This window comes from Arthrobacter bussei (assembly GCF_009377195.2).
Taxonomy (GTDB): Bacteria; Actinomycetota; Actinomycetes; order Actinomycetales; family Micrococcaceae; genus Arthrobacter_D; species Arthrobacter_D bussei.
The window spans coordinates 72,375-84,315 of sequence record NZ_VJXX01000004.1 but is presented as its reverse complement, the minus strand read 5'-3'; the positions used below and the strand labels follow the sequence as shown (position 1 = coordinate 84,315).

The 11,941-nt window shown below is 70.8% G+C and carries 10 protein-coding genes and 3 tRNA genes; 5 read left to right on the top strand and 8 right to left on the bottom strand.

Annotated features, from left to right (window positions below):
* Positions 1-225: 225 nt before the first annotated feature.
* The 3 genes from FNH21_RS12410 to FNH21_RS12400 all read right to left on the bottom strand — a co-directional run bounded on the left by FNH21_RS12410 (position 226) and on the right by FNH21_RS12400 (position 603).
* A tRNA-Phe gene (locus FNH21_RS12410) sits at positions 226-298 on the bottom strand.
* A gap of 71 nt (positions 299-369) precedes the next feature.
* Positions 370-443 (bottom strand) — tRNA-Asp (locus FNH21_RS12405).
* Between the two features lie 87 nt (positions 444-530).
* Positions 531-603, bottom strand: a tRNA-Glu gene (locus FNH21_RS12400).
* Between the two features lie 177 nt (positions 604-780).
* On the opposite strand from FNH21_RS12400, the gene FNH21_RS12395 reads away from it, so the two are divergent.
* Positions 781-1,152, top strand: a complete 372-nt coding sequence (locus FNH21_RS12395; protein WP_338403276.1) for a metallopeptidase family protein — start codon at positions 781-783, stop codon at positions 1,150-1,152.
* A 128-nt stretch (positions 1,153-1,280) separates the two neighbouring features.
* Entirely contained in the window at positions 1,281-2,879 is a 1,599-nt protein-coding gene (locus FNH21_RS12390) for a C40 family peptidase (RefSeq protein WP_338403275.1), read from the top strand.
* A gap of 301 nt (positions 2,880-3,180) precedes the next feature.
* On the opposite strand, the gene FNH21_RS12385 is transcribed toward FNH21_RS12390, so the two are convergent.
* Positions 3,181-4,200, bottom strand: a complete 1,020-nt coding sequence (locus tag FNH21_RS12385; protein WP_338403274.1) for a universal stress protein — start codon at positions 4,198-4,200, stop codon at positions 3,181-3,183.
* 255 nt (positions 4,201-4,455) lie between these two features.
* Here FNH21_RS12385 and FNH21_RS12380 point away from each other — a divergent pair, with 255 nt between their 5' ends.
* Positions 4,456-5,109, top strand: a complete 654-nt coding sequence (locus FNH21_RS12380) for an FAD-dependent monooxygenase (RefSeq protein WP_338403273.1) — start codon at positions 4,456-4,458, stop codon at positions 5,107-5,109.
* 30 nt (positions 5,110-5,139) lie between these two features.
* On the opposite strand, the gene FNH21_RS12375 is transcribed toward FNH21_RS12380, so the two are convergent.
* The gene (locus FNH21_RS12375; RefSeq protein ID WP_152816152.1) at positions 5,140-5,766 is read right to left on the bottom strand and encodes a copper resistance CopC family protein; all 627 of its coding nucleotides are present in this window, start codon (positions 5,764-5,766) and stop codon (positions 5,140-5,142) included.
* Positions 5,767-5,907: 141 nt separating this feature from the next.
* Here FNH21_RS12375 and FNH21_RS12370 point away from each other — a divergent pair, with 141 nt between their 5' ends.
* Entirely contained in the window at positions 5,908-7,359 is a 1,452-nt protein-coding gene (locus FNH21_RS12370; RefSeq protein WP_152816149.1) for an NCS2 family permease, read from the top strand.
* 72 nt (positions 7,360-7,431) lie between these two features.
* Here the strand turns inward: FNH21_RS12370 and FNH21_RS12365 are convergent, their stop codons facing one another.
* Positions 7,432-8,223 carry a 3-hydroxybutyrate dehydrogenase gene (locus FNH21_RS12365; RefSeq protein WP_152816146.1) on the bottom strand — a complete coding sequence of 264 codons (792 nt, stop codon included), beginning with the start codon at positions 8,221-8,223 and terminating at the stop codon, positions 7,432-7,434.
* A gap of 111 nt (positions 8,224-8,334) precedes the next feature.
* Between FNH21_RS12365 and FNH21_RS12360 the strand changes: the two genes are divergently transcribed.
* Complete coding sequence (locus FNH21_RS12360) at positions 8,335-9,249, top strand: LysR family transcriptional regulator (RefSeq protein WP_152816143.1); 915 nt, start codon at positions 8,335-8,337, stop codon at positions 9,247-9,249.
* A 16-nt stretch (positions 9,250-9,265) separates the two neighbouring features.
* On the opposite strand, the gene FNH21_RS12355 is transcribed toward FNH21_RS12360, so the two are convergent.
* Both FNH21_RS12355 and FNH21_RS12350 read right to left on the bottom strand, forming a co-directional pair.
* Positions 9,266-10,999, bottom strand: coding sequence for a cation:proton antiporter domain-containing protein (locus tag FNH21_RS12355; RefSeq protein ID WP_191931931.1), 1,734 nt, complete (start codon positions 10,997-10,999; stop codon positions 9,266-9,268).
* Between the two features lie 99 nt (positions 11,000-11,098).
* Positions 11,099-11,911, bottom strand: coding sequence for a spermidine synthase (locus tag FNH21_RS12350; protein ID WP_152816140.1), 813 nt, complete (start codon positions 11,909-11,911; stop codon positions 11,099-11,101).
* Positions 11,912-11,941: the final 30 nt, after the last annotated feature.

The following is an 11,941-nucleotide window of genomic DNA, read 5'->3' as shown; positions in this document are numbered from 1 at the left end:
CGTGCTCCAACTTCGTTGTTGAACAGGGACATCCCGAACTTACTGGAACGTTCACAGAATGCGAGCAGTCGATGTCCCTCCGCCTCGATGGCGCAGCCTGGCGACGTCGATCGCGGCTATCGGAGGACGTGATGCCGGTGTCGCGAAGAGGCGGGGGCAGGCCCGCATCGGATGGCTGGATCGGGGCAAAAGAAAAACCCCCGGGTATCCGGGGGTTTTCAGCGGTGGCTCCGACCGGCGTCGATCCGGTGACCTTTCGATTTTCAGTCGAACGCTCTACCAACTGAGCTACAGAGCCTTGCGACCATCTTCGCGATGATCACCGTATCCAGCCTGGCCGAACTCCCCGAAGGGATCCAGCCGCCTGAGCGACCCTGACGGGACTTGAACCCGCGACCTCCGCCGTGACAGGGCGGCGCGCTAACCAACTGCGCTACAGGGCCTTGCTAACTTCACTTGCCGATTTGCAAGAGTTCCAGCCTACCAGCACTTTTCGCTCCGGTTGACCGCCCGCGAGGGCTGCTCATGCGTACCCCCAACGGGATTCGAACCCGTGTCGCCGCCGTGAAAGGGCGGTGTCCTAGGCCACTAGACGATGGGGGCCAGAACCACAGTTCGGGTTCCTGCGACCTTCCGGAACACCATGCATTTCCGGCGGATCATTCCCTGTCGTGGACCTATAAAACTATAGGGGCACCGTCCCGATTCCACAAAATCACCACCCGGCACCCGGGACCGGGCCGGTCACCGGCATCAGCGCCGTGTCGGTACGATCGGGGCGTGCCGTTCGAGATCACCCGCCAGGAGTTCGAGGAAGCCGTCGACGACGCGATCGATCGCATTCCCGACGACCTCGCCCAAGCCATGGACAACGTGGCGATCTTCGTCGTGGAGGAGTACGAGCCCGGCCCCGGCGAACCGCCGGACACCGAACTGCTGGGCCTCTACGAGGGTACGCCGCTCACCGAGCGCGATGGCTGGTGGGAGGCCGGCTCCCTGCCGGACCGGATCAGCATCTTCCGTCAGCCACTCATGCGCCTGTGCGAATCGCGCGAGGAACTGGTCGAGGAGATCCTCGTGACCGTCGTGCACGAGATAGCGCACCACTTCGGCATCGACGACGCCCGGTTGCACGAACTCGGGTGGGGCTGACGCGACACGCTGTCGGGATCCGCCTAAATGACACGGATGTTGTTTACGATACTGATGTGACGTCTGTTGCCAAAGTGACTGAAGGCGTCCTATCGTCGTGACTGTTATGTGATCCACCACCATCGGGCGTGACGAAAGAGCGGCAGAACGTGCAGTCATCGAGCAGTACGAGCCACTCCCTCCGCCGCAGCATCGCAGCTCTCGCTGCCGCCGTCCTGCTCGGTGGAGCGGCCATCTCCCCCGCATATGCCGCTCCCCCGATCGCCACACCGCGGGCTACGGACATCCCCTCGGTCGAGGAGATCGCCCGCGCCCAGGACGACGCCGCAGCGACAGCGGGCCTGGTGGAGGACATCGAGGACGTCATCGCCGCGGCCGGCACCCAGCTCCAGGAGGCGCAGCTCTCGGCGTTCCAGGTGCAGAACGCCTACACCACGGCCCTCGCCGTCCTCGAGGAACGGCGCACAGCAGCGGACCTGGCGGAACAGCGCGCAGAGGAGGCGGCCAGCCGGCACGCAGCCGCCTCCGACCAGGTGGGCAGGCTGGCCGGTGACCTGTATCGCTCGGGCGGGATGAACCCGGGGATCGAGAGTGTGCTCGACGGCAGCGATCCGGACGAGGTCATGTACCGGGCATCCACCCTCTACGGGCTCTCGAGCAACAGCACGCGCACCCTCGACGACGCAGCGGCCGCCACCGAGGCGTGGACGTCCCTGACGGAGGACGCGGCGGCAGCGCGCCAGGCCGCGCAGGACGCCGCCGACGACGCGGAGACCGCAGGGAAGGAAGCCCGGAGCGCGGCCGACGACGCCCAGCGCCTCGTCGTCGAGAAGGCGACGGAGCGGGCTACCCTCGTCGGACAGCTCGCCACCCTGCGCAACACGACGGCGGAGCTGGAGGACAGGCGGATCGCGGGTCTCGAGCAGGTCCGGCGCGAGCGGGATCTCGCCCGTACCATCGCCGCATCGGCGGCTGCAGCGGCAGCGGCTGTCACGGGACCTGCGTCCGCGCCGGTCACGACGCCGCCCCTGCGCGACCCGGCACCGATCGACTCGGCTGGACCGCCGATCGCAACCGCCCCCGACGCACCCGCGCCCGCCCCCTCCGAGGTTCCTGCACCGGCGCCCGAGCGCCCCGCGACTGCCGCCCCTGCTCCCCCGGCTCCGGTCCGCCCTGCCCCGGCTCCCCCCACGGCCCCTGCGCCTCCTGTCCCCGGGCCGCCGGCCCCCGTGCAGCCCGCACCCGCACCTCCCGCTCCCGTGCGGCCCGCACCCGCACCGCCGGCTCCTGCACCGGCACCTCCCGCACCGGCTCCGGTACCGGCTCCGATGCCGCCGTCGCCACCCTCGAGCAGCGGTGCCGGTGCCGTCGCCGTGAGCTATGCCCTGTCGAAGAGGGGCGCGCCGTACTTCTACTCCTGGGGAGGCAACGGGCCGCTGGGGTACGACTGCTCGGGACTCACGCAGCAGGCCTTCGCCTCCGCCGGCGTATCGCTGCCGAGGACCGCCGCTCAGCAGTACTTCGCCGTGCAGCACGTCCCGCTGTCGCAGATGCAACCGGGTGACCTCGTGTTCTGGGGCGAGGGCGCCGCGATCTGGCACGTCGCCATCTACATCGGCGACGGCACGGTGGTCAACGCGCTGAACCCGGACCAGGGCATCCTGACCACCCGGCTGGCGGACATGGCCGGCATGGGTGCGCTGAACCCCTCGGCCGGGCGCGTCTGATCACCGGCCTCCACGCGACAGCGGTCGGACGTCCGGCCACGGCGGTTCCAGCCGGAGCGCTCGGCGACGAAGGCCCACCGGATCGCCCAGCCACAGAGTCCCGGCAAGAGCGGCCCAGCCACAGCGGTCCACCGGATCGCCCAGCCACAGAGCCCCGGCGAGAGCAGCCCAGCCACAGCGGTCGACCGGATCGCCCGCCACAGAGTCCCGGCAAGAGCGGCCCGGCACAGCACCGAGCTGCAGGGTCCCGGCGACACTGTTCGAGGGTCCCGGCGACGCGGCCCGCGCAGCGCCGTCCGCGCTAGCGCGCCGGCGCGACCATCGGGCCGAAGGAGCTGCGGTCCTCGAGCCGCGGATCAGCCTTGTCCGGCACCACGAGGACGGGGCCGCGGGCGTGGTGCAGGACTCCCTGGCTGGTCGACCCCATGAGCATGCTGGCGAAGCCACCACGGCCCCGCGTGCCCACCACGAGGAGCTCCGCCGTCGCCGATGCGGCGATCAGGACCTCCGCGGGCGGCCCGTCCACCAGGTCCACCCTGATGTCGACGTCCGGGTAGTGGCTCTGCAGCCAGTCACGACCGGCGGCGAGCTGGAGGGCGAGGTCCGCGTGCAGGGCCTCCCGGTCCACGGGGGCCGGCACCCAGGCCAACGACCCGTTGAACGGCGCGACGGAACAGATGACACGCAGGGCGAGTCCGCGTGACCGGGCCTCCTCCGCTGCGGCGAGGGACGCCATGCGTGCCTGCTCCGACCCGTCGACGCCGACCACCACGACCGGTTCGACGGCGAGGGCGGGCCTGTCCCGGTCGCGCCCCTGCTTCCTTCCGAGCTCCGGGTGCCCCAGGCGCGCGCCGGTGCAGACGGGGATGACCGCCGTCGGGCACTTGGCATGTGCGGGGAGGGCGCTGCTGACGGAACCGAGCAGACGGCCGACGAACCCGCCGCGACCCCGCGAGCCCACCACCATGAGTTCTGCCTGCTCCGAGAGGTCGAGGAGCACCCCGGCGGCATCACCCGTCTCGATGCGGGGATGGACATCGACCCGCAGACCGGACAGGTGCGTCAGCGACTCCTGCAGGACGGACTGTGCGCTCTCCCGGATGACCTCGTCGTCCACGGTGGCGTAGCCGGCGTCCATGCTGGACGCCGCGAAGACCGGGACGGTATAGGCGGTCACGACATAGAGCGGCGCCTTCCGTCGCTCGGCCTCCTGGGCGGCCCAGAGCAGGGCGCACGTGCTCTGGTCCGAGCCGTCCACACCGACGACGATCCCGTGCTGCGCCAGCTCCTCCGACGAACCCTCTGTGTGCTCGCTGCCCACGGCAGGCCTCCCTCGGTCGCGTGTCCCGGCCACCGTCGGCGGCCGGTCAACCATTTGTAGCGCACCTCTCGGGGAACGGTCTATCCACGGTCTGAAAAGTTATATAGGCTTCGAACACCCGTTGCGGGGCTGCCCCCTGGGCAACTCATCCCTGCACGCAGTGCTCTTGGATGACCCGTTCGCAGCCAAGAGTCCGTACGGCCCGGAAGAGGCGCCGGGCCGTACGGGACCAATGCTTCGTGTGGAGGTAACCCGGTGAATTCGTTGCCGCTCGACCCGGTCCGCTCGGCGTCCGCGACGCCCGCTTCCGCGGAGCATACGAGCACCGTGGTGATCGGCTCGGGACTGTCCGGCCTCGCCGTCGCGAGCGAGCTGAGCCGCCGCGGCATCGATTCGATCGTCGTCGAGAGCCTCGAGTGCTTCGACTCGGGCGCCATGCGCACCGTGATGACCGACTCCGTCTCGCTGTCCGAACGGACCGAACTGATGCGCCTCCTCCGCGGGTACGCAGCCGCCCACCAGCTGGACGTGAGACAGAGCACCGTGGCGGAGCAGCTGAGCATCATCGGCCATCCCACACTCCTCAAGGCACCCGTGGGGCGGAAGAAGTGGGCCGTGCAGACCGCCGACGGCGTCCTCCTCGCCGACCACGTGGTCCTCACCAAGTACCCGCAGAACGAACTCCGGAGATTCCTCCGCTCGATGGGCATCGCGATCGGACGCGACTTCAAGGCAGCGCTGCGGGCGATCGGCCTGCACCTCGTCGGCGTCGGCGAACTGCTGACGCCCACGACGAGGGAGATCGTCCGCCAGGCCAAGCTCGTGAGCGACGCCATCCAGGCCCAGGGTCCCGTAGCGCTGAACCGCTTCTCGCCGCCGCGCGCCGCCATCTCCCCGCTGGGCGCGTAGCCGGCGGGACGCCTCCGGCGGTTCCGCGTCCTACCTGCTCGCGCCGAGCCTCCTGCGGGCGGTGATGGCCAGGGCGACGGCGATGGCCACGAGGGCCGCGATCATCAGGATGATGCTCCACGGGAAGTCACTGACGCCCGCTGTCTGCGTCTCGTTCGTGACATCCTCCCGCGTGTCCATCGGTCCGGCCGTCGTCGCCGCGTCCGGCACTGTCGTCCCGCCCTGCTGTGTGGTGAAGGCGAACGTCCCCTCGATGGGGTGCGAATCCGAGCTGACGACGCGCCAGTTGACGGTGTACTCGCCGGCTGGCGCCCCGGCCCGCAGCGCCTGCGTCGCCGTGCGGTCCACGATCTCCACGGGGCCGTCCGCCCAGTCCTCGCCGGCCTCGTCGAGCACCTGCACCTGTGATCCGATCCCCGACGGCACGCTCGAGAAGGCGAGTTCGAGCGTGGGGGGCAGGACGTCGATGGTGGTGCCCTCGGCCGGTGTGGTGCCGACCAGCTCGTCATGGGCGCTGGCCGCGCCGCCGGCGCCGACGAGCGCGGCGAGCGCCAGGAGGACCGCGAGAAGCCCGGCGGCGGCGGCCCGGAACGGATGCTTCCGCAGTCCGGAGGGGGTCGCCGGGCGAAGGGAGGGAGTCTGGAGGAGGGCAGCCATGCTGCAACCCTACGCGGAGACCCTGACCGGGTGCTGGGACGCGTGCCGCCCTGTGGCCGGCGTCATGAACCACCGGGACCGACGGGGCGCCGGGATAGAATCTTCGCGACCGCTCCCGCCCCTTCCGCCCTAGGATCCCCCATGCTCAAAACTGGTTCCGTGCTGGATCGCTACTTCGACATCACGCAGCGGGGGTCGACGTTCTCCCGGGAGATCCGTGGAGGCCTCGCCACGTTCTTCGCCATGAGCTACATCGTGGTGCTCAACCCGCTCATCCTGGCCGGTGCGGATTCCGCCGGCACCGAGCTGGGGTTCGAGCGCGTCGCGGCCGTCACCGCGCTCGTCGCGGGCATCCTGACCATCGCCATGGGTGCGTGGGCGAAGTATCCGTTCGCCCTGGCCACCGGCCTCGGCGTCAACGCGTTCGTGGCGATCACCGTCGCCACCAACCCCGGCCTCACCTGGCCGGACATCATGGGGCTCGTGATGCTGGCGGGCCTCACCATGCTCGTCCTGGTCCTGACGGGCTTCAGGACCGCGGTGTTCAACGCGGTGCCGGAGAGCCTGAAGACGGCCATCGTCGTCGGCATCGGCCTGTTCATCGCCCTGATCGGGCTCGTCAACGCGGGCTTCGTGCGCCGCGTGCCCGACGTCGCCGGTACCACCGTGCCCGTGGGCCTCGGCTTCGGTGGCGTCCTCATCGGCTGGCCCACGCTGGTCTTCGTCTTCGGCCTCATCCTGACCATCGCCCTCGTGGTCCGCCGGGTGCGCGGCGCCATCCTCATCGGGGTCCTCGCCGCGACGGTGCTCGCCGTGCTCCTCGAAGCCGTGTTCGACGTCGGGCCGAGCTTCATCCCCGGCCAGGACGCCAACCCGGCCGGATGGTCGCTCGTGGTGCCGGAACTGCCGGCGGGCTCGTGGGTGGGACTGCCGGACCTCGGACTGATCGGCAACGTGAGCCTGTTCGGCGCGTTCGGACACCTCGGCGGCACCGCTGCGCTCCTGCTGACCTTCACCATCCTGCTGAGCATCTTCTTCGATGCCATGGGCACCATGGTGGGCCTCGCGAACGAGGCGAAGCTCGTGGACTCCAAGGGGAACATCCCGGGCGTCAACCGCGTGCTGGTCGTCGACGCGCTCGGCGCGGTGGCGGGCGGCGCCGGTTCGGTCTCCTCCAACCAGATCTACGTCGAGTCCGGCGCAGGCATCGGCGAGGGTGCCCGGACCGGCCTCGCCAATGTGGTGACCGGACTGCTGTTCCTGCTGGCGATGTTCTTCACCCCGCTCATCAGCCTCGTGCCGTTCGAGGCCGTGGCGCCCGCGCTCGTGGTGGTCGGCTTCATGATGGTGGCGCAGGTGGGCCGCATCGACTTCGACGACTGGGGCATCGCCATCCCGGCGTTCCTGACCTTCATCCTCATGCCGTTCACCTACTCGATCGCGAACGGCCTGGGCGCCGGGTTCATCGCCTTCGTGCTGATCCGCGCCATCCAGGGCCGCGGCCGTGAAGTGCATCCCCTGATGTGGGCCGTCGCCGCCGCCTTCGTGGTGTTCTTCGGCATCGGCCCGATCGAGGAGATCCTGGGCATCTGACCACCGGGAGAAGGAGCGACGACGGCGGATGGGGAACCGCCGTCGTCGCCGGTTCGCGGGCCGGGCGCCGGGTCAGCGGGCGGACCAGCCGCCGTCCATGACGTAGGACGAGCCCGTCACCATCCCGGCGTCGTCGCCCGCGAGCCAGGCGACGAGCGAGGCGACCTCCGCGGGCTCCACGAGGCGCTTGATGGCGGATTCCGTGAGCATGATCTGCGAGAGCACCTGCTCCTCCGTGATGCCGTGGACACGGGCCTGGTCCGCGAGCTGGTTCTCGACCAGCGGCGTGCGCACGTACCCGGGGTTGACGCAGTTGCTCGTCACGCCGTGCGCGCCGCCCTCGAGCGCCGTGACCTTGGAGAGGCCCTCGAGCCCGTGCTTCGCGGTCACGTACGCGGACTTGTAGGGCGAGGCCCGCAGTCCGTGGACCGAGGAGATGTTGATGATCCTGCCGTAGCCGCGCTCGTACATGCCCGGCAGAGCGGCCCTGATGAGGAGGAAGGGTGCCTCGACCATGAGCTTCTGGATGCGGCGGAAGTCCGCCGGCCCGAAGTCCTCGATCGGGCTGACCACCTGGATGCCGGCGTTGTTGACGAGGATGTCCGCCTCGAGGGCGGGCTCCTCCAGCGCGGTGGTGTCGAGGAGGTCCACGGCCCACGCCTCACCGCCCAGTTCGTCGGCGAGCGCCGCCGCACCGTCTCCGTCCCGATCGGCGACGACCACGTACGCGCCGAGGCCGGCGAGCGTCCGGGCACACGCCGCTCCGATGCCGCTCGCGCCGCCGGTGATCACTGCGCGTCGTCCCTCGAGCGGACCCGCGGAACTGCCCGCACCTGGTTGAGCTGCCACTCCGTCGGGGCCCATCGTGTTCCTTCCGCACCGGGCGGGATGACCCCGCATTCACCCTGAGTATTCCTGCAGGCTGAAGGAGGGCCAATGACCAGTTCGGCAGGCTCAGCCTGCGATACTGCACACATGGACGCCCCGAACGCACAGGATCTCCTCGTCCTGAGGGCCGTCGCGCAGACGGGACGCTTCACCACGGCGGCGGAGACGCTCGGCCTGAACCACACGACGGTCTCCCGGCGCATCGCCGCGCTCGAGAAGGCGCTCGGCGGCCACGTCCTGTCCCGCGGTGCGGGGGGATGGGAACTCACTGATCTCGGCCGGCGTGCCGCGGACGCGGCGGAGACCGTCGCCGCCGCTGTCGACCTGCTGGGCGACGACGACCGCGGGGCCCTCTCCGGCGTCGTCCGGATGAGTGCCACCGACGGCTTCAGCGCCTTCATCGCGGCACCGGCCTTCGCCCGGCTGCGGAACGGCAATCCGCGGCTGAGGATCGAGATCGTCGCGGCGACCCGGCGGGCCTCCCAGACCCGCACCGGGCTCGACCTCGAAGTGGTGGTCGGCGAGCCGCAGGTCCACCGCGCCGAGGCGACGCGGCTCGGCACCTACGTGCTGGGGCTGTACGCCTCCCGGCGCTACCTCGCGGAGCACGGCACGCCGTCGGACCTCGCGGGCGCGGTGGCTCACCCCCTCGTCTACTTCATCGACTCGATGCTGCAGGTGGACAGCCTCGATGCGCCGCGACGCCTCCTGCCCGCCATGCGGGACGCCCTGAGCTCCACGAACGTCTTCGTGCATGTCGAGGCGACGCGGGCCGGTGCGGGCCTCGGGCTCCTGCCCTGCTTCATGGCGGACCGCCACCCGGATCTCGTCCGGATCCTCCCGGAACTCGTCGCCGAGCGGCTGGACTACTGGCTCGTCGTGCGGCCCGACGCCCTGCGGCAGCCCGCCGTCGCCGCCGTCGTCGAGGCCCTCCGCGAGGCGACGCGCGCGCTCGAACCGGATCTCCTCGGCCGGCGCGGCACCGCTCCGCCCGGTACCTGAGGCGGTCGCCGCACCGTCAGTGCGCCGCGCCGCCGTGGGGCCGCAGCCGTGTCTCCTCGACGTCGAGGATCCGCTGCGCCCTCGCGAGGGCACGGGACGAGTAGGTCCCGCTCGCACGGGCGGCCAGCAGTGCCGCCCGCTCCGCCTCGAGGACGGCGAGCCGGAGGTCGCGGTACTGGCGATGCGGTGAACGCACGAGCTTCTTCTCCGGCAGGCGCGCCTTCTCCCACTCGAATTCCGACCGCATGCCCGTGTCCGCCCGGACGCGGTCCAGGACATCCTGGTCCACCATGACGCCCTCGCCGATGATCGATCCCGGATCGGCGAGGACCCGCAGCCCCTCGGTCCGCAGTTCGTCGAACAGGGTGGCCGACTCCTCGCGGTCCGATCCGACGTCGATCCCCTCGATGCGCAGCACCCGGATGAGCCAGGGAAGCGTGCTGCCCTGCACCAGGAGCGTGGTAACCGCCACGGTGAAGGCGATGAGGACCAGCTGCTCGCGGTACGCGAACGACGACGGCAGCGACTGCGCCGCGGCGAGGGTCACGACGCCGCGCATCCCGGACCAGCCGAGCACCGTGGCGCCCTTCCACCCGAAGCCCTCGCGCCTCTCCAGCTCGAGGTCCGCCTGCCTCCGTGCGTACATCCGGGTCAGGGCCCGCTTGCGCCGCTCCTGCCGGGCGTCGAGCGTGGGCAGGCGTTTCAGCCGGTTCAGCCCGCGGCGCAGCTGCAGCGAGCGGCGGGCTGCCCGGCTCGGCAGCCACCGCATGAGCAGGACCAGGGGGAACACCCACAGGAAGCGCAGTGCGATCAGTGCGAGGGTCGCGAGGAGGCCGATCGTGACCGTCTGGCCGACGGTCAGCAACGACTCGTCGATGTTTTGCAGGAGGCTGCGGACCTCGAGGCCGATCAGCAGGAAGACGCCGTTCTCGAGGAGGAACTGCACCGTCCGCCAGTTGACGTTGTCGCTGATGCGGGCGCGGGCGTCGAGGTGGCTCGCGCTCCGGTGCCCGGTGTAGATCCCGGCCACGACGACCGCCAGCACGCCCGAGGCGCCCAGCTCCTCGGCCGGGATGAACGCGATGAACGGCACGGCGAAGGAGATTGCGGTGTCCAGCACCGGGTCGTCGAGCTTCGAGCGGACGAACACCGTGACCACGCCCACCGCGTAGCCGACCACCACCGCGACGACGACGGCGAAGGCGAAGTCTGCAGCCGCCGCGCCGAACCCGGCGAGCGCCCCGGCCGAGGCCGCGATGGCACTGCGGAGCAGCACGAGGGCCGTGGCGTCGTTCACCAGGCCCTCCCCCTCGAGGACCGTGAGCAGGCGGGGCGGAAGGCCGAGCCGGCGTCCGATCGAGGTGGCGGCGACGGCGTCGGGCGGACTGATGACCGCGCCCAGGGCGATCGCCGCGGCGAGGCCGAGACCCGGCAGCAGCAGGTGCAGCACGAACCCCACGGCGAACGCGGAGACGACCACGAGTGCCACCGACAGGCTCGCGATGGGCGTGAAATTGCGGCGGAAGTCCATCACCGGGGTCTTGATCGCGGCCGCGTACAGCAGGGGCGGCAGGATCCCGGTGAGGATCCACTCGTCCGGGATGCTGAAGGACGGCACGCCGGGGACGAACGAGAGCCCGATGCCGACGACGACCAGCAGCAGCGGGGCCGCGACCCGCACGCGCTGCGAGAGCACGGCGACGGCCACGAGGACGGCGATTCCGATGATGCCCAGCAAGCCCAGTTCCACCGTGCAAGCCTAGTGGGGCGCGGGCTCCGCCGTCCGGTCCGGTCACGCGTGGGGGAGCGGGCGGCGTCGCACCCGGCGGTGCCGTCGAGCGCGCCGCGGTCAGTCCGTGATGACCTGCGCCCCGGCCGCGAACGTCCGGACCCGTTCGTCCTGCCAGAGCTGCGCCGGGACACCGCCGCCCAGCAGCTCGCGCGCCAGTCCCGGAGCGGCCCCGAGCGGAGCGTCGCTGCCGGCGATGATCACGTTGCCGTAGCGCCGCCCCTTGAGCATCGCGGGGTCGGCGATGATCGCGGTGTGGCCGAACTCGCCTCCGATGGTCGCCGCCTCACGCCGGGCCATGGCGAGGTCCGGGCTGTCGCCGCAGTTGACCACGTACACGCCGTCCGGCCCGAGCACGCGCTTGACGGCGCGCGTGAACTCCCGCGTGGTCAGGGGCGCCGGTGTCACGGCGCCGGCGAAGACGTCGCGGATCACGAGATCCCGGCTGCCCTCGCTCAGCGACTCCGTCACGGCACGGGCCTCGCCGACGCGCAGGCGCATGAGCGGCGCGCGCGGGAGGTCGAACCATGCGCGGACCAGTTCCGCCAGGCGGCCGTCGAGTTCGACGACGACCTGCCGCGCCTGCGGGTGCGACGCGGCGAAGCGCCGCGCGAGGGAGCAGGCTCCGCCGCCGAGGTGCAGTGCGCGGAGCCGATCCGTCGCGGGGAAGCGTGCGTCGACGAGGGAGGCGATCCAGCGCATGTACTCGAAGTCGAGCCGCAGCGGGTCGTCGAGGTCGATGTGCGAGCTGGGCACGCCGTTGATGCGCAGCACCCATCCGTTGGTGCTGTAGGGGTCGGGCTCGAGTTCGCAGGTGCCCGTGTCGATCGGGAACTCGCCGATCTGCGGCTGCGGGCCGGAGGGCTTCGCCATCAGGCGCGGTCCGGACGCCGGGAGACGGAC